The organism is Nisaea sediminum (assembly GCF_014904705.1).
Taxonomy (GTDB): domain Bacteria; phylum Pseudomonadota; class Alphaproteobacteria; order Thalassobaculales; family Thalassobaculaceae; genus Nisaea; species Nisaea sediminum.
In genome coordinates this window covers 233,543-249,399 of sequence record NZ_JACZCQ010000002.1, presented here as the reverse complement: position 1 = coordinate 249,399, position 15,857 = coordinate 233,543, and the positions used below count along the sequence as shown (strand labels likewise).

The 15,857-nt window shown below is 63.3% G+C and carries 17 protein-coding genes; 6 read left to right on the top strand and 11 right to left on the bottom strand.

The annotated features are described in order from the left end of the window. Position 1: 1 nt before the first annotated feature. Genes arsC through IG122_RS04705 form a run of 4 tightly spaced genes read right to left on the bottom strand, consistent with a single transcriptional unit; the run spans position 2 to position 2,502 of the window. Positions 2-349, bottom strand: coding sequence for an arsenate reductase (glutaredoxin) (arsC, locus tag IG122_RS04720; RefSeq protein ID WP_193180965.1), 348 nt, complete (start codon positions 347-349; stop codon positions 2-4). Positions 350-359: 10 nt separating this feature from the next. Then, entirely contained in the window at positions 360-1,151 is a 792-nt protein-coding gene (gene paaG / locus IG122_RS04715; protein WP_193180964.1) for a 2-(1,2-epoxy-1,2-dihydrophenyl)acetyl-CoA isomerase PaaG, read from the bottom strand. After that, the gene (locus IG122_RS04710) at positions 1,148-1,783 is read right to left on the bottom strand and encodes a class I SAM-dependent methyltransferase (RefSeq protein ID WP_193180963.1); all 636 of its coding nucleotides are present in this window, start codon (positions 1,781-1,783) and stop codon (positions 1,148-1,150) included. Before IG122_RS04710 ends, paaG begins: the two co-directional genes overlap by 4 nt. Beyond that, on the bottom strand, positions 1,780-2,502 hold the full coding sequence (locus IG122_RS04705; RefSeq protein WP_193180962.1) for a ribonuclease activity regulator RraA: 723 nt from the start codon (positions 2,500-2,502) through the stop codon (positions 1,780-1,782). The genes IG122_RS04710 and IG122_RS04705 overlap by 4 nt, the downstream gene beginning before the upstream one ends. Positions 2,503-2,675: 173 nt before the next feature. On the opposite strand from IG122_RS04705, the gene IG122_RS04700 reads away from it, so the two are divergent. Continuing rightward, positions 2,676-3,689 (top strand): aldo/keto reductase, encoded by a 1,014-nt coding sequence (locus IG122_RS04700; protein ID WP_193180961.1) that lies wholly within the window; start codon positions 2,676-2,678, stop codon positions 3,687-3,689. A 10-nt stretch (positions 3,690-3,699) separates the two neighbouring features. Here IG122_RS04700 and IG122_RS04695 read toward each other — a convergent pair whose 3' ends face one another. Further along, entirely contained in the window at positions 3,700-4,155 is a 456-nt protein-coding gene (locus tag IG122_RS04695; RefSeq protein ID WP_193180960.1) for a Crp/Fnr family transcriptional regulator, read from the bottom strand. A gap of 115 nt (positions 4,156-4,270) precedes the next feature. Then, positions 4,271-4,630, bottom strand: a complete 360-nt coding sequence (locus IG122_RS04690; RefSeq protein WP_193180959.1) for a TfoX/Sxy family protein — start codon at positions 4,628-4,630, stop codon at positions 4,271-4,273. A 253-nt stretch (positions 4,631-4,883) separates the two neighbouring features. Here IG122_RS04690 and typA point away from each other — a divergent pair, with 253 nt between their 5' ends. Together typA and IG122_RS04680 are read left to right on the top strand one after the other, a co-directional pair. Continuing rightward, on the top strand, positions 4,884-6,710 hold the full coding sequence (gene typA, locus IG122_RS04685; RefSeq protein WP_193180957.1) for a translational GTPase TypA: 1,827 nt from the start codon (positions 4,884-4,886) through the stop codon (positions 6,708-6,710). A gap of 109 nt (positions 6,711-6,819) precedes the next feature. Next, complete coding sequence (locus IG122_RS04680) at positions 6,820-7,221, top strand: rhodanese-like domain-containing protein (RefSeq protein ID WP_193180955.1); 402 nt, start codon at positions 6,820-6,822, stop codon at positions 7,219-7,221. Between the two features lie 16 nt (positions 7,222-7,237). Here the strand turns inward: IG122_RS04680 and IG122_RS04675 are convergent, their stop codons facing one another. Next, on the bottom strand, positions 7,238-8,380 hold the full coding sequence (locus IG122_RS04675) for an FAD-dependent monooxygenase (protein WP_193180953.1): 1,143 nt from the start codon (positions 8,378-8,380) through the stop codon (positions 7,238-7,240). A gap of 98 nt (positions 8,381-8,478) precedes the next feature. Here IG122_RS04675 and IG122_RS04670 point away from each other — a divergent pair, with 98 nt between their 5' ends. Both IG122_RS04670 and IG122_RS04665 read left to right on the top strand, forming a co-directional pair. Then, positions 8,479-9,099: a LysE family translocator gene (locus IG122_RS04670; protein ID WP_193180951.1), complete on the top strand. Its 621-nt coding sequence runs from the start codon at positions 8,479-8,481 to the stop codon at positions 9,097-9,099. Then, positions 9,096-9,761 (top strand): hypothetical protein, encoded by a 666-nt coding sequence (locus IG122_RS04665; RefSeq protein WP_193180948.1) that lies wholly within the window; start codon positions 9,096-9,098, stop codon positions 9,759-9,761. The genes IG122_RS04670 and IG122_RS04665 overlap by 4 nt, the downstream gene beginning before the upstream one ends. Here IG122_RS04665 and IG122_RS04660 read toward each other — a convergent pair. From IG122_RS04660 to IG122_RS04645, 4 genes are all read right to left on the bottom strand, one after another. Continuing rightward, positions 9,642-10,586 carry a hypothetical protein gene (locus tag IG122_RS04660; protein ID WP_193180946.1) on the bottom strand — a complete coding sequence of 315 codons (945 nt, stop codon included), beginning with the start codon at positions 10,584-10,586 and terminating at the stop codon, positions 9,642-9,644. The genes IG122_RS04665 and IG122_RS04660 overlap by 120 nt on opposite strands. Positions 10,587-10,609: 23 nt before the next feature. Then, positions 10,610-11,986: a hypothetical protein gene (locus IG122_RS04655; RefSeq protein WP_193180944.1), complete on the bottom strand. Its 1,377-nt coding sequence runs from the start codon at positions 11,984-11,986 to the stop codon at positions 10,610-10,612. Between the two features lie 250 nt (positions 11,987-12,236). Next, complete coding sequence (locus tag IG122_RS04650) at positions 12,237-13,919, bottom strand: methyl-accepting chemotaxis protein (protein ID WP_193180942.1); 1,683 nt, start codon at positions 13,917-13,919, stop codon at positions 12,237-12,239. Between the two features lie 80 nt (positions 13,920-13,999). Then, positions 14,000-14,446 (bottom strand): cache domain-containing protein, encoded by a 447-nt coding sequence (locus IG122_RS04645; protein WP_193180940.1) that lies wholly within the window; start codon positions 14,444-14,446, stop codon positions 14,000-14,002. Positions 14,447-14,851: 405 nt separating this feature from the next. Between IG122_RS04645 and IG122_RS04640 the strand changes: the two genes are divergently transcribed. After that, complete coding sequence (locus IG122_RS04640; protein ID WP_193180938.1) at positions 14,852-15,856, top strand: aromatic ring-hydroxylating oxygenase subunit alpha; 1,005 nt, start codon at positions 14,852-14,854, stop codon at positions 15,854-15,856. The last annotated feature ends 1 nt before the right edge of the window (position 15,857 follow it).

Below are 15,857 nucleotides of genomic sequence, written 5' to 3'. Positions count from 1 at the left end.
GCTAAAGGATCTCCAGCACCGCCTCCGGCGGCCGGCCGAGCGCTGCTTTGCTTCCGGAAACGACGATCGGCCGCTCGATGAGGACCGGGTTCTCGTGCATGGCCCGGACCAAAGCGTCAGGGTCCGAGTCTTTGTTGCCTAAATCGAACTCCTTGTAGGCGGCCTCTTTCGTCCGCATCAATGCGCGGGGCTCGAGTCCGAGTTGCGTCAGTAGTTGCTTCAGCTCGGCAATGCTCGGCGGATTTTTCAGGTACTCCCGAATCTCCGGCTCGATCCCTCTCGAGCGCAGCAGCTCCAGCGTCTGACGCGACTTCGAACAGCGGGGATTGTGATAAATCACGACACTCATCGTTCCGCTCCTACTTGCCTTTGAAGTCCGGGGCGCGCTTCTCGAGGAAGGAGGCGATGCCTTCCTGGTAGTCGTCGGTGTAGCCGCAGTGGCGCTGGAACTCGGCTTCGAGATCGAGCTGCTCCGCAAAGCTGTTTTCCAATGACGCGCGCATGATCTTCTTGATCGAGGCGAGCGCGATAGGAGGTTTGGCAGCGAGCGTCTTCGCCAGCGCCTCGGCTTCGGCCGCGAGGCTGTCATCCTCGACGGAATTCCAGATCAGGCCCCAGTCGGCGGCCTGCCTGCCGGTGATCGGCGCGCCGGTGAGGGCCATCCCGAGCGCCTTGGCGAGCCCGACTCGGCGCGGCAGGACATAGGTGCCGCCGGCATCCGGGACGAGGCCGATATTGACGAAGGCCTGCACGAACTTGGTGTTGTGGCCCGCGAGCACGATGTCGGCGGCGAGCGCGAGGCTAGCGCCCGCACCGGCAGCGACACCGTTCACGGCGGTGACGATCGGGATCGGCAGCGCCGCCATGCGTTTCACCAGCGGATTGTAGTTCTGCTGGATCGACTGACTGAGATCGCGCCGTTCGCTCGGATCGACAGCTTTGCGGTCGGCCAGGTCCTGCCCGGAGCAGAAACCGCGCCCCGCGCCGGTCATGATCACGCAGCGCGCGCTGCCGGGCTTCTCCAGCTTGGATATGACGTTGCGCAGTTCCTCGTGCATGACCGCCGTGATCGCGTTGATGCGCTCCGGCCGGTTGAGGGTGATGCGCGCGATCGAATTGTCGACCGAGAAGAGCAGGGTTTCGTAGGTCATCGGGTTTGTCCGGTATTGCTCAGGATGAGCCGGGTGAAAGAAACGCCGGGGCGGTTCATCTCGTCGGGTCTGGCGACCCGTTCGAGGCAGACGAAGCCATGCCGCTCGGCAAGAGAAAGGAAGGGAGCCGCCTCGGATTCATGCATCGGACGGTCTTCCGGCGCCGGCCCGTGCCGTAGCAGGACGGAGAAATGGCCGCCAGGTGCGAGCAGGCTCGCCAGCATTGCCATGCCATCCTCGCGGAACTCCGGCGGCAGATGCATCCAGACCGAGTTCATCAGCATGAAATCGAAACGGCGGCCGAGCGCAGCGACCTTGTCCAGCCACGGCAGCCGGTCGTCCAGCCAGAGTATCTCGCTGTCCGGAAAGCGCCTCAGCCCCTCGGCCCGCATGCCCTCGGACGGCTCTGCCGCGACCACGTCGAGACCAAATCCTTCGAGACCGTTCGCGTGCGTGCCGTAACCGGCCCCGATATCGAGGGCGGTGCCACCTTTTGCCGGCAGAAACGGCCGGTGAAAATCGAGAAACTCCTCGAACTCATTGGCATAGGCCGACCATTGCTCCGCGAGCCGCCGTGCATGCTGATCATACACGGCGATCGCGGCGTCAATGTCGCGGCCGTCGCCGCTCACGAGTTTTCCTGCTTCTTGCGCCACTCCTCATAGCGGGCCTTGGTGTCCGCGTCCGGCGGGTAGGTGCCGCGCAGCGGACGGCCGCTGCGGACCTCCTGGGAGATGAAGGCTTCCATCTTCTCTTGCTCGAAGGCCAGGTCGGCGAGTTCCTCGGCAAGGTGCGCCGGAATCACCACGACGCCTTCGTCATCGCCGACGAGCACGTCGTCCGGATAGACCGCGACGCCGCCGCAGCCGATCGGCGTGTTCAGCTCCGCGACGGCGTGATGCTTGATCAGGCTGGTCGGGGCGGAGGGGCCGGAGACGTAGCAGGGAATGTCGTACTCGGCGATCTCGCTGGAATCGCGGACGCCGCCGTCGGAGACGAACCCGGCCACACCGCGCACCTCGAGACGGGTCATCAGGATGTTCCCGGCGGTCGCGGCGGTCGGATCCTGACGTGCGTCGATCACGAGGATCTTGCCCGGCGGGACGGTCTCGATCGCCTTGCGCTGCGGATGGTCGTAATCGTCATAGGCGGCGATCACGTCGATATCCTCGCGCGCGGGGATATTGCGCAGGGTGAAGGCCTCGCCGACCATGTTGCGGTCATGCGTCGTCAGGCGGCTCACACCCTGCATGCACTGGTTCCGGAGCCCGCGCTTCATCAGCAGGGTCGTCAGGGTTGCAGAGCTGACGGTTGCCAGCTTCTTGCGCGCGCTATCGCTCAGTTCGGGCATTTCGGTTCCTCCCCAGTGCCGGAAATCATTCGTGCCGCATCAGAGCAGGAGAAAAGCCGATCCTCAAGTGCGGTGCGCGCGGGAGCCGGTTATGCTGTCGTTCCATAATAGGACGGGCCATAACAGCACGGGCCGGATCGCGATGTGACCGGATGTTTCAGGGGAGTGACCACATGGAATACCGCAATCTTGGCCGCTCGGGCCTCAAGGTGTCGAAATTCTGTCTCGGCGCGATGATGTTTGGCGGTCCGACGGACGAGGATGTGAGCCGGGAAATCATTTCCGAGGCGCGCGACTTCGGACTGAATTTCATCGATACCGCCGACGCCTATAACGGCGGCGAGTCGGAGCGTGTGGTCGGCCGGGCCATCTCGGCGGAGCGGGAGTACTGGGTACTCGCGACCAAGCTCGCCAACCCGATGGACGACAAGGATCCGAACGCGCGCGGACTCTCCCGCAAATGGGTCCTGCAGGCCTGCGAGGATTCGCTGGCGCGGCTCGATACCGACTATATCGACGTCTACTACCTGCATAAGGAAGACCATTCGACGCCTCTGGAAGAGACCGTCGGCGCGATGGCCGATCTGATCCGCGCCGGCAAGGTGCGCTATTTCGGTGTTTCCAACCATCGCTCCTGGCGTGTCGCCGAGATCTGCAATCTCTGCGATGCGGCCGGCATCGACCGTCCGGTCGTCAGCCAGCCCTACTACAACGCCATGAACCGCATGCCGGAGACCGAGCACCTTCCGGCCTGCGATTATTACGGGCTCGGCGTTTTCCCCTACAGCCCGCTCGCCCGCGGCGTGCTCTCCGGAAAATACAAGCCGGGTGCCGAACCGGAAGCCGGCAGCCGTGCCGCGCGCGCCGACAAGCGGATGATGCAGACCGAATGGCGCGAGGAGAGCCTGGTGATCGCAGAGAAGATCAAGGCGCATGCGGAGGCAAAGGGCGCGACGATTATCGACCTCGCGGTCGGCTGGGTGCTGAACAACGCGCTCGTCACCGGTTCCATCGTCGGGCCGCGCACGATGGAGCAGTGGAAGGCCTATGCGAAAGCCTATCACTACGAGTTTACGGCCGAGGACGAGGCATTGATCGACGAGCTGGTGCCGGAAGGCCATCCCTCGACGCCGGGTTACAACGATCCGGCCTATCCGCTGGAGGGGAGGGTGACGCTGGTGGGATAACGCGTCCGTCCTAGCGGCTGACGCTTTCCTCGAAGAAGCCGCCGAAGTCCCGGTCGGGCTGCAAGATTTCGTCGATCTGACTTTTCGAGGCGGTCTTGTAGTTCTGCATGACCAGACGGAAGGTCGTGTCCAGCTTTTCCGCCTGGGTTTTCATGATCATCTGAGCCAGCTTGCCGGCCCGGCGGACCTCGGAGCGGATCCGGTCCGCCGGAACCCGGGCGATCGCACCCTCGGTGAAACCGACGAAGGTCGCCATGCAGGGACGCTTCAGAATCGCCGAGCTCTCCCCGATCAGACTGCCGCGCTTGAAGGTGATGACCTTGCCGCCGTGTTCGAGATAGAGCCCGGGGCTGTGTTCCACGGCGAGTTCGCCGCTCAGGACGTACATGACGTACTCCGACGGGTCGCCGCGCATGCAGACGGTTTCGCCTTTGTCGAAAGGAACGCGTTGGGAATCCGGAACCATCTGATCTCTAGGTATTTGTGGATAAAAGCAAAAGGCGGAGCTTGGGCCAGTGAGATTCGTCCGCCGACTCCAAGTCGCGATGGATGGAGTGTAATATATGCAATGCTGCGTGAATTTATCGTGATTTTCGTTTTTTCTTAGGTTTCCAAGAGCGACGCGCAGCATCAAGGGCGGCCCGCCCCCAGTCCAGCAAACGATCCGGATCATCGAGAACGTCGCCTGGAATCTCCCAATAGGTTCCGACGGTGACTTCCTTATCCTTCTTCATATAGCGGAAGGGCTCGCTGCCTTCCGCTTCGAACGTCGCACGGTTCGAATCGTCGACGCGCAAGTAGGCTCCGGATCCAAGCAGTAGGGCGAAATTCACCTCACCGCATTTTATGCCGTAGCCGCTGAACATTCGCCGTGCGGAGATGTCGCCGAGAGGCGACAGCGTGTCAGTAAGATATTCAACAAGTTCGCGTGAGACGCTCATTCGCCAGACCTCCAACATGTTCCTGTTATGTTCACATAATTTCCGCGCGTATTAAAGCCCCCGGGTGATCACGTCATCGTTGGATGGCAGCCATGCAAAGCTGCGCTTGTTTTGCGCTGCAATATCCGTATTTTAGCGGCGACCCAGTTTGACCTATGTCCGGGCAGGAGACGCCCGCGGGAATTCATCGCAGTTTTGGACGCTGGCACCGCGCCGGAAAGCGGCGCGCGGCGGTCCCGTTTGGAGCCGTTTCATGAACCTCAGAAACATCGCCATCATCGCGCACGTCGACCACGGCAAGACTACGCTGTGCGACGTGCTGCTGAAACAGACCGGTACCTTCCGCGAGAACCAGCAGGTTCAGGAACGGGCCATGGACAGCAACGACATCGAGCGCGAGCGCGGGATCACTATCCTTGCGAAATGCACCTCGGTCGAGTGGAAGGGCACCCGCATCAATATCGTCGATACGCCCGGTCACGCCGATTTCGGCGGCGAGGTTGAGCGCATCCTCTCCATGGTCGATGGCGTCGTCGTTCTGGTGGATGCGGCCGAGGGCCCGATGCCGCAAACCAAGTTCGTGCTCGGCAAGGCGTTGAAACTTGGCCTGCGCCCGATGGTCGTCGTCAACAAGGTCGACAAGCCGGAGCAGCGCGCCTACGAGGTGCAGGACGAGATGTTCGATCTCTTCTCCGCGCTCGAGGCGACCGACGAGCAGCTCGACTTCCCGACGCTTTTCGCCTCCGGCAAGGCCGGCTGGGCGAGCGAGACGCCAGAGGAGAAGGGCACCGACATGAGCCCGCTCTTCGAGCTGATCTGCCGCCATGTCCCGGCGCCGAAGGTCGATGTCGATGCGCCGTTCCGCATGCTGGCGACCACGGTCGAAGCCGATCCCTATCTTGGCCGCCTGCTGACCGGCCGCATCGAGTCGGGCCGGGTCACGCCGAATCTGACGGTGAAGTCCCTTTCCCGAAACGGCAAGCTGCTGGAGCAGGGCCGGATCACCAAGATCCTTGCCTATCGCGGTCTGGAGCGGGTGCCGCTGGACGAGGCGGAGGCCGGCGACATCGTTGCGCTGGCAGGTCTCGCCAAGACCACCGTCGCCGATACGATCTGCGTGCCGTCGGTGACCGAGCCGATCGAGGCCCAGCCGATCGATCCCTCGACCATCGCGGTCACTTTCTCGGTCAATGACAGCCCGCTCGCCGGCCTCGACGGCGACAAGGTCACCAGCCGGGTGATCTGGGACCGCCTGCAGAAGGAAGCGGAGGGCAACGTCGCCATCCGGGTGAAGGAAACCGCCGACAAGGATGCCTTCGAGGTTTCCGGCCGCGGCGAACTGCAGCTCGCCGTGCTGATCGAGCAGATGCGCCGCGAGGGCTTCGAGCTTTCCATCAGCCGCCCACGCGTGCTCTTCCAGTCGGATCCGCAGACCGGCCAGCGCCTGGAGCCGATCGAGGAAGTGGTGATCGACGTCGACGAGGAATATTCCGGCGCCGTCGTCGAGAAGCTGCAGCAGCGCAAGGCCGAGCTGATGGACATGCGTCCGTCCGGCGGCGGCAAGCAGCGTGTCACCTTCCGCTGCCCGTCGCGCGGCCTGATCGGCTATCACGGCGAGTTCATGACCGATACCCGCGGTACCGGCATCATGAACCGGGTGTTCGACAGCTACGGCCCCTACAAGGGCCCGATCCCGGCGCGCCGCAACGGCGTGCTGATCAGCCTCGAGAAGGGCAAGGCCTCGTCCTATGCGCTCTTCAATCTCGAGGAGCGCGGTCCGCTGATGATCGGCGGCGGCGAGGATATCTATCCGGGCATGGTGATCGGCGAGAATAGCCGCGGCAACGATCTCGACGTCAACCCCCTGAAGTCGAAGCAGCTCACCAACTTCCGCGCCGCCGGCAAGGACGACGCGATCGTGCTCACGCCGCCGATCCGGATGACGCTGGAAAAGGCGATCTCTTATATCGACGACGACGAGCTGGTCGAGGTGACGCCGAACAACATCCGCATGCGCAAGCGCTATCTCGACATCCACGAGCGCAAGAAGCATGCGAAGAAGGTCGCCGCCGAGGGCTGATCATCGGAATGGGCGAGGGGCGCTAAAGCTCCCTTTCCCGAAAGGCAATTCCATCTCGCCGGCGCCCGTCCTAGGCTCTCCCGGAACAATCAATCCGAGGGAGAGCCCGATGGGCGCCAAACAGATCAAGACCGTCGAATCCATGGTGGCGGAAGCCAACGAGCAGGTACGCATTCTCGGCGTCGAGGAAGCGAAATCCTGGGTCGGACGCGACGATGTGACCTTCATCGACGTGCGCGACGTGCGCGAGCTCGCCAAGACCGGCCGCATCCCCGGCGCGCGCCACGTGCCGCGCGGCATGCTCGAATTCTGGATCGACCCGGCGAGCCCCTACTTCAAGGACTTCTTCGGCGAGGACAAGACCTTCGTCTTCTATTGTGCCGCGAGCTGGCGCTCCGCGCTTTCGGCCAAGACGGCGCAGGATATGGGCCTCGAGAACGTCGCTCATCTCGAGGGCGGTCTCGGTGCCTGGATCGAGGCGGAAGGGCCGGTCGAGAAGAAGGACGAGTAGGGCACGCGCCCGGGCTTCAGTCCGTCTCGAACATCTTCAGCAGCAGCTTCGGCGGGATCGCACGCATGGTCGCGGCGCGGAGAGCGGTCAGCAGGGGATGACGCCACTGGCGCATCTTGCCGACCCGACGCGAGCGCGCGACCAGCCCTTGCGTGCGCGCGAGACCTCTCGCCTCGTATCGCTGCAAAATGTCCGGAACGGCCCCGCCCTCCACGACAGAGTCGGCGAGGGCGAGCGCGTCTTCGATCGCCTGGCAGGCGCCCTGGCCGAGATCCGGCGTCATCGGGTGGGCGGCGTCGCCCAGCACAGCCATCCGCCCTTTGGCCCAGCGCGGCAGCGGTTCCGTGTCATAGACCCCGGTCCGGACCAAGTTTGCGTCCTCGGTCGAGGCGATCACGGTCGCCGCGGGTTCCGGCCAGTCGCGAAAATGGGCCAGTGCCTCCGGGCGGTGCGAGGGATCGACCGGCGCGCGTTCATCGGCCTCGGTGCTGAGCGTGCCGTACCAGTAGACCCGGTCGGCGCGGATCGCGAAGATCCCGAAACGGCTGCCGCGCCCGAAGAACTCACGGTAAAGCCCGGAGGGAAAGGTGCCGGGTGGCAGGTCCGCGACGCCGCGCCAGGTCATCCAGCCGACATAGCGCAAAGGGTCCTCGCCAAGCATGATGTGGCGGAGCCGGGAGCGGATACCGTCCGCCGCGACGAGAAAGTCTCCCGTGGCGGTACTGCCATCTTCGAATTGGGCGGTGATTCCGTCTGCATGTTCGCGCCAGGACACGCAGCGCTTGCCGGTATGGATCGGAACGTCGGGGAGGGCGTCGAGCAGAGCGCCGTAGAGATCCGAGCGCCGCAGGCAGATCAGCGGCATGCCGGAACGGCGGCTGATCTCGCTAAGATCGACGCTGGTCAGGGGCAGGCCCTTCGAGGTGAAGATCTCGCCGCGCTGGAGCGGATCCGCATGGCGCGTCACATTCCGGGTGATCCCGAGCTTCTCGAGCGCACGGAGGGCGTTCGGCCAGAGCGTGAGTCCGGTACCGCCACGACCGATCTCGGTGCCGCGCTCGAAGATCTCGCACGCGACGCCGATGCGGGACAGGGCGATCGCGGCGGAGAGGCCGCCGACGCCGCTGCCGATGATGAGTGCCGTGCCATCTGCCGACATGCCGGGTCCCCCGCAGCGCTCCTCCACCAATCACTGCATGACAATACCGTCGCTTCCACCAATAATACATAGCATCTGGTGCTGTCTGCGGAGAACCGATGTCCACGCCGACGGATTTGCTGCTGCTGTTCCTGATGGTTTTCCCGCTGATGTTCAGTCCGGGGCCGAGCAACCTGCTCTGCGCGGCCGCGGGTGGCAGGTTCGGTGTCGCCCGCTCGATCCCCTTCGTCATTGGCATGGACGTCATGGTCTTTGTTCCGGCCTTCCTGGTCGGGACAGGCTTCTCCAGCGTGCTGAAAAGGGTGCCGGATGCCTTTCACTACATCCAGATCGCGGGGGCGCTCTTCATCCTGTTCCTCGCCTGGAAGATCCTCCGCTCCTCTGAAGCGGCCGAGGACCAGAGGCTGCAGGGCGCGGCACCGGGCCTGTTCGAGGGGGCGATGGTACAATTGCTGAACGGCAAGGGGCTGGCATTGCTGCTGGTCATCTTCTCCCAGTTCGCCGATCCCGGCCGCCCCTCCTGGCGCGTTGCGCTTGAGATCGCCGCCGCGCTGACGATCTTCAGCCTCGCCTCGCATTTCTCCTGGCTGACCGGGGGCGCCTGGCTCGCAACCCGGTTCAACTCTCCGAAAGCGGTCAGGATCCAGAACCTGGTCTACGCGCTGCTGCTGGTCGGTGTCGCACTGTCACTCGCGATCATGGGAGTTATCGGATCATGAGCCGTTTCGCCGCCTTTCTCGCCGCCGCCTGTGCGCTGGCCTATCTCGGAACCGGGATCTTCTTTCTCGTGGATCCGTCCTCGGCCCATCCGGCGGGATCGGACGCTTACTGGCAGGCGCTCGCCGCGCAGCCCGTCGAGCGATCCGGCTTTCTTGCCTGTTTCGGCCTCGCGGCGCTTTTCGCCATCGGGGTAATCCCCGCACTCGGCCGCATGGCGGGCGCACGGACGGGCGATCCGGTGCAGTGGGGCTGCCTGCTCGGTCTGCTTGGCTACGCGGTGACCGCGATCACTTACTTCCGCCTTCTCGGCGGGGAAGGGCGGCGCGCCGCCGCGGTCGCCGCCGGCAGCCAGGACGTTCGGGATGCGATCCTGTCCTTCTCGATCAGCCTGGACACGCAGGGATGGCTGATCTTCGGCTGCGTCGGGCTTTTCCTCGCGCTCGTCAACGGTGCCGGGCTGGTGCGCGGTCTTCTGCCGCGCGCCGTCGGCCTGCTCGGTCTCGTCGCGGCTCTGCTCTATCTGGTCGCCTTCGGGGGGCTGCTATCGGGCGATCAGGGTCTGGTCAAGATCGCCGCCGGCGCGGGCGGCGTGGGCGTCGGTCCGCTCTGGTGGCTCTGCATCGCGTTCCTGATCTGGAAGCGGTCGGAGGGAAAGGCCTGAGAGAAGGCCGTCCGACCGTTCCTGCCAGTCTCTCATGCCGCGGACATGATAGAAGGGCAGCGGGCGGGTGAGGACCTCGTGCCAACTCGCAAAAACCGGACGAAAGCCCCGGATGTTCTCTATTGCGACTTCGCCGTCCGCCCGCCGGACCCATTGTCTTTCGAGTCTCAGGCGGCCGCCGAGACAGGCGAGCACGAGATTGTAGCCCGCCTGCCGGAGCCGCCGGGGCGGGGGCGGAAGATGTCTGAAAGGGCGCAGGACCGGGTGGTCGAGCAGAAAGCGGCTTGGCGACATGTCCGCTGTCACGTCCGTACCGGCCCGGGCGGCGGCGCGGACGACGAAGCCGACGCAGCTCCTGTCCACGAGGTCGAAGGCGAGACTGCCGCCGGTCCGGCCAGCCTGCAGGGCCTCTAGCCAGGAGACGATGTCTGCGAACCCGGCAGGGGTGAGCGGGATTCGCGTCACCCGGTCGCTCCATCCAACGCGGTCGTACTTGTCCGGGCTGAGCAGCATGCCCGGCATGGTGAGGCCTGGATACTCATCCGGCTCGACGCCGGTACTTTCGTCCGGAAAGAAGCCGAGGCTGCAATAGCGTCCGTCCGGCCAGACCAGACGAATCCAGGCATGGCCGTGATTGTGCACCAGCCCCGGCTCGCCGGATTTGACACAGGTGACCAGATCGAGCGCATGCGTGTCGGGGGCATCCGCTCCCGCATATGCATGGGTTGGCGCCAGCCTGGTCCAGGTGGCGCGGGCGTCGACGCGCCCCGCTTCGGGACCTGGCAGACGGTCGCAGGTCGTCTGCCGGAAGAGCGGTTTCAGCATGGGCGGAAGGCCTCGGCGGGGTGCTATTCCGCCGCCACGACGGCCGGGTGCGGCGGATCGGCGTGGAGCAGCTTCGCCCGGTCCGGGATGACGTTCATGCCGCGCGCCTCGAAGCCGGCGACGAAATTCTCGTGGCTGTCGAGGTAATGCACGAACTGCTCACCGGATAGGATCTCGTCCCGCGAGAGAGCGCCGTCGGGAAGTCCGCGCACCCGGTCGAACATATCGCGCGGCACCTTGTTGCCGTCGAGGCCGAGATAGGCGCCGGGCGCGATCTGGACCAGCGTCGAGGTGAAGAAGGAGGCGGTCTCGACGCAGTCGGTCTGCACCGTCGGATTCACCCGCCCGTTGGCAAAGACCCAGGCGTGATTGTCCGGGAAGGCCAGCAGGTAGATCGCCGAGAGCAGCTCGAAATTCTGCTCAACCTCGAAGGGCGGACGCTCGGTCGCGCGGCGGTCGGTCTCCTCTGTCGGGATTGCGTTCCACGCCGGCATGCCGATGATCAGCGGCTGAATCGTATCGGCATAATGCTCGATCAGCTTCTGGCCGTGCATGATCACCGAGAGGATGTCCGCCTCGGCGATCTCGGCCAGTCCGATCATGGTGCCGAGACCGGCCTGCAACCCGGCTCGGATCGCCAGTTCCTGTGACTGCATCCGGTGCAGCCAGCCGACACTGTTGTCGTTCTTCTTCTGCAGCCGGAGATCGTGATCGATCCCCCAGGCCTTCGGTCCGGCCGGGATATGGTGATTATAGAGGTCTTCCTTGTAGGTCTCCTGCCAGGTCAGCACGCAGTCGAGACCGTCATCGCGCAGCGCCTCGTAATGTTCCTGGTGCATCGGCACGAGGCAGAGCGAGACCCGGGCGTCGGGATTGACCGCGCTGGTCTCCTGTTTCAGGCCGCGGATCAACTCGGCGAGATTGTCTTTCAGGAATTTCAGGTCGTCTCCACCGGCGATCTCGAAATGGGAGAAGCCCTTGGCGGCGAGAACCTTTGCCTGTTCACGGATCGCCGCGCCGGTGATCGCCATGCGCGCCATTGCCTTGTTATCCGCGCGCCAGCCGCAGAACCGGCAGGTGCTGGAGCAGAAGGAGGTGACCTCGATCGGCACCATGGTGGCGACGCCGTGGCCGAAGGTCCGGTGCCGGAGGGCCCGGGCGGCGTCCTTCACCGCCTTGCGCGCTTCCGGAAGCGGGTGTTCGCGTACCAGCAGCAAAAGCTCTGCGGCATCGCTCAACGACAATCCCCCTGTCGTCGCGAGGCGCCTGTCCAGGATGTCATCGATGCGTCCAGTCAGTTCCTCGCCTGATCCCGCTTCTGCGGACCGGGAGAGGTAGACGTTCTCCGAGGTTTGGTAGATGGAGCGGTAGAAGGACGTGGGAATTTCTTGTACATGCATGGCGATACTCCCCGAAAAATTGAAGTGTATCACACGATTTGTCTCTTTTGATTACTTAGTTAACGAATGAAAACCGCAAAAAATTGGCTCAAAATAGGGAATTAAAGCAAACTCTCAAAGGCGCTCGATTACACCTTAAAATAGAATGCATAAATGGATGCGACGCAATCTTATGGTTGCGTGAAGCCGGCGTGCAAAAGAATGCGGCCGGATCGAAATCCGGCCGCATCCGACAAAAGTGAAGCATGGATCAGACCGCGCGCACCTCGGCGAGGAAAGCGTCGACCTGGCTCCGCAGGGTGCTCACCGAGTGGTTCATGCGAGACGCAGTCCCGGTGACGTTCTCCGCGGCGGCGCTGGTTCGCGAGGTCGCCTCGTTCACATGGGCGATGCTGCTGGTCACTTCCTCGGTGCCGGATGCTGCATCCTGGACGTTGCGGGAAATTTCCGAGGTCGCGGCGGACTGTTCCTCTACGGCGCCTGCGATCATGGTCGAGGATTCCGACAGGTTGGAGATCAGTTCCGTCACCCGGTTGATCGCCTCGACCGCGGCGGCGCTGGATTGCTGGATTTCCTGAACCTGGGTCGAGATCTCTTCGGTCGCCTGGGCGGACTGGTTCGCGAGGCTCTTCACCTCGGAGGCGACCACCGCGAAGCCTTTGCCCGCATCGCCCGCCCGCGCGGCTTCGATCGTGGCGTTGAGGGCGAGCAGATTGGTCTGCTCGGCGATATCCCGGATCAGCGTGACAATCTGGCCGATCTTGTCCGCGGACTGGGCCAGCGCCTGCATCTGCGCGTTCGTCTGCTGGCTTTCCTCAACAGCCGAATGGCTGATGTTGGACGCATCGGAGACCTTGCGGGTGATCTCCCCGATCGATGCCGACAGCTCCTCGGTCGCGGCGGCGACGGTGTTGACGTTGGTCGAAGCAAGGGTCGCGGCAGAGGCGACCTGATCGGATTGGCGATTGGTCTGGCCGGCCGCCTCGGTCATCTCCGTGGCGGTCGTGTTCAGGTTGGACGCCATTTCGTTCAGTTCGGCCATCGATTGGCCGATCATGCCTTCGAACCGCTTGATCGACTGTTCGATTTTCTGCGCGCGGGCAGCACGTTCCCGCTCCTCGGCCTGCTGGCGGGCGCGCATTTCCTCGCGCTCGATCAGGCCCTGCTTCATGACGCCCAGCGCCTCGGCAATGGAACCAACCTCGTCGCGGCGATCCTGATCGGTGATATCGGTGTCGCTGTTACCGTCGGCGATCTCCTTGATCACGGCCGTGATCCGGCGCACCGGATTGGTGATGGCCCGGCCGGCGTAGACGCCAACAGCGAGTGCGAGCACGAAAGCGGCGACGACGACCGCGAGTACTTCGATCTCCGCGAATTTTCCGGCGGCCTCGGCTTCCTGCCGGATCTTGTTGGCGTTGATGATGATCGAGCCCGAGAGCGCGCCGATCTTGCCCGAAACATCGAGCAGGCGGATATGGGCGTCGGTCATGAGCATCGATGCGAGAAAGGCGTCGATGGAAACCGTTTCCAGGGTCTCGATCGCGACCTTGCGGTATTCGCCGAAGGCGGCGCGGATTTCCTTGATGGCTTCGGCATTGTCTTCGCTTGAGATGGAAGCGATCTCGTCGAACTGGAGATCGACATCGGCGAAGATTTCGCGTGCCTCGTTCATCGCCTTGGCGACATCATCAGCGGCAACGCCGGATTGCTGCCAACTCAGGGCGCGGAAGAGGGTCGCATGTCCGGCATTGACTGTGCCCTGCAGATCCTTGGTCTTCAGCACCAAGCTCTGTGCCATGTCGGCCTGGTTCTGCAGGTTCGCCGTCTGCCTCGACGAAATGAAGAACACTGCCGCGATAACGAGAATCATCAGGCAGGCAATTCCAGGAGCAATGAGCGTTTTCTGGATGATCGGCAGGTTCTTGAGCATTTTATTGATTCCTGGCCCTTGAGATTTTTTGAACTCCCGGGGGCGGTCACGCCGCCCCCGGATAGCAGGTAACGGACCGATTAGCGCTTGTAGGCGCCCACGCCAACGAGGTCGGTGCCGACCTTGATGATATAGGACGACTTCGGCTCGACCGCGTTGGTGGTCGGGTTCTGCCACTTGTAGTCGATCCAGCCGGCGTCGGAGACGGTCAGGAATTCCTTGATGAACTGCTTGCCGTCGACGTCGCGCAGGCCGGTCAGGTCGCGGCCGACTAGAGAAGCCTTCGCGCCGTGGGCGATCGTCGTGCCTTTCGCGTCGAAGACGAAGACATAGAGGTCGCGATCGTGCCACTGGCCGCCCGGGGTCATGAAGTCTTTAATCGCGGTTTCCATGCCGGCGGCCTTGATGTGCGCGGCGGCTTTTTCTGCCATGGCCTTGGCTTCGTCCTGTGTGGCGAATTCGGCGGCATTGGCGGCGGTCGCAACGGTGAAGAGCATGGCGACGGCGAGAACAAGATTCCTGAGCATGTTTGTTTCCTTCGGGTTCTGTTTCATTCGGTCTTGAATACGTCGGACCTTGTTAAGTTTTGGTCCGGTGTTTTCCGAAGGCGGTTTTCGCGCACAAGATTTAAAAGATACTTAAACACTGCATTTAATTTGTTTTTTCGCCCAGGGTGGAGACCTGACTGTTTTATTCAGAAGTTGACGGTTTTCTTGGGGTGATCGGTCGTCTCCGCGACAGACTGTCACAGGGCCGGCGTAATAGAGTGTTCGCAAAATAACGATGTGGGGGTCTGCATGTCCGAACAGGATCTGCCGGAAGTATTCAGTCCGAACGCGCCTGCGGGGCGGGGACTCGGCAACAGGTATTACTCGGAATTAACCGCGCATATTAAAGAAGCCGACGGCATTTTCGGAAGAAACTGGGTCTGTGTGGCTGTCGGCGCACAGGTTCCGGACCCGGGCGATGTCTTGCCGGTCGATGTCGGCGGGCAGCCGCTGGTCCTGGTGCGGGACAAGGCCGGTGAAATCAGCGGATTTCACAATGTCTGCAGCCACCGCGGCGTTCTTCTCGTGACCGAACCGATGAAGCGTCAGGCCGGATTGCGCTGCCCCTACCATTCCTGGACCTATGGTCACGACGGAAAGCTCCTGCGCACCCCCTTTGTCGGCGGACCCGACCGGCATGAGTGTCCGGCAATAGACAAGTCGAAGCTCGGGCTCCGGCCGGTGCGTACGGCAAAGTGGCTCGATTTCGTCTTTGTCGACCTCTCGGGAGTGGCGGAGGCGCTTGAGGAGGTCATGGCGCCTCTGACGGCGCGCTGGTCGAAATACGATTTCTCCCGCCTCTCATATGGATTCGGGAAGAGCTTCTCGCTGCGGGCGAACTGGAAGCTCGCCATGGAGAACTATCTGGAGAGCTATCATCTGCCTTGGGTGCATCCGGAGCTGAACCGCGTCTCGCCTCTCGACATCCACGGCCAGATCGATGTCGCGCCTTACATCTTCGGACAGGTGACGGCGAATTACCGTCCTGGCGGGATCGGCGGACGCCAGCTTCCGGCCTTTCCCGATCTCGACGAGACGTCCGACCGTTGCGGCGAGTACCCGGTCGTCTACCCGAACCTGATGCTCGGCGTGCAGCGCGACCATCTGTTCGGGATCATCGTGCGCCCGGACGGGCAGGGCCGGACTGTCGAGGACCTGCATATCTATTTCGCGGACGAGACCGCCCTCGAAACGGACTATGCGGAGATCCGCGACCAGCTCCTCGAAGGATGGGTTGAGGTTTTTATGGAAGACATCGACGTGGTCGAGCGGATGCAGAAAGGGCGTGCCTCGAGCGCGTTCGACGGCGGTGTCCTGACACCGTACCACGACGGACCGACACGCCGGTTCATGGCGCTGGTGGAGCGGAGTGTCGCTCCGCGCCACTGAC

What these genes read in the sequence shown, in the direction of transcription:
- IG122_RS04665 (WP_193180948.1), top strand. Translation starts at nt 9,096, where the DNA reads ATGAGCCGTTTCGCCGCCTTTCTCGCCGCCGCCTGTGCGCTGGCCTAT.
- paaG (WP_193180964.1), bottom strand. Translation starts at nt 1,151, where the DNA reads ATGACCTACGAAACCCTGCTCTTCTCGGTCGACAATTCGATCGCGCGC.
- IG122_RS04650 (WP_193180942.1), bottom strand. Translation starts at nt 13,919, where the DNA reads ATGCTCAAGAACCTGCCGATCATCCAGAAAACGCTCATTGCTCCTGGA.
- IG122_RS04705 (WP_193180962.1), bottom strand. Translation starts at nt 2,502, where the DNA reads ATGCCCGAACTGAGCGATAGCGCGCGCAAGAAGCTGGCAACCGTCAGC.
- IG122_RS04670 (WP_193180951.1), top strand. Translation starts at nt 8,479, where the DNA reads ATGTCCACGCCGACGGATTTGCTGCTGCTGTTCCTGATGGTTTTCCCG.
- IG122_RS04690 (WP_193180959.1), bottom strand. Translation starts at nt 4,630, where the DNA reads ATGAGCGTCTCACGCGAACTTGTTGAATATCTTACTGACACGCTGTCG.
- arsC (WP_193180965.1), bottom strand. Translation starts at nt 349, where the DNA reads ATGAGTGTCGTGATTTATCACAATCCCCGCTGTTCGAAGTCGCGTCAG.
- IG122_RS04695 (WP_193180960.1), bottom strand. Translation starts at nt 4,155, where the DNA reads ATGGTTCCGGATTCCCAACGCGTTCCTTTCGACAAAGGCGAAACCGTC.
- IG122_RS04660 (WP_193180946.1), bottom strand. Translation starts at nt 10,586, where the DNA reads ATGCTGAAACCGCTCTTCCGGCAGACGACCTGCGACCGTCTGCCAGGT.
- IG122_RS04645 (WP_193180940.1), bottom strand. Translation starts at nt 14,446, where the DNA reads ATGCTCAGGAATCTTGTTCTCGCCGTCGCCATGCTCTTCACCGTTGCG.
- IG122_RS04700 (WP_193180961.1), top strand. Translation starts at nt 2,676, where the DNA reads ATGGAATACCGCAATCTTGGCCGCTCGGGCCTCAAGGTGTCGAAATTC.
- IG122_RS04675 (WP_193180953.1), bottom strand. Translation starts at nt 8,380, where the DNA reads ATGTCGGCAGATGGCACGGCACTCATCATCGGCAGCGGCGTCGGCGGC.
- IG122_RS04655 (WP_193180944.1), bottom strand. Translation starts at nt 11,986, where the DNA reads ATGCATGTACAAGAAATTCCCACGTCCTTCTACCGCTCCATCTACCAA.
- IG122_RS04680 (WP_193180955.1), top strand. Translation starts at nt 6,820, where the DNA reads ATGGGCGCCAAACAGATCAAGACCGTCGAATCCATGGTGGCGGAAGCC.
- typA (WP_193180957.1), top strand. Translation starts at nt 4,884, where the DNA reads ATGAACCTCAGAAACATCGCCATCATCGCGCACGTCGACCACGGCAAG.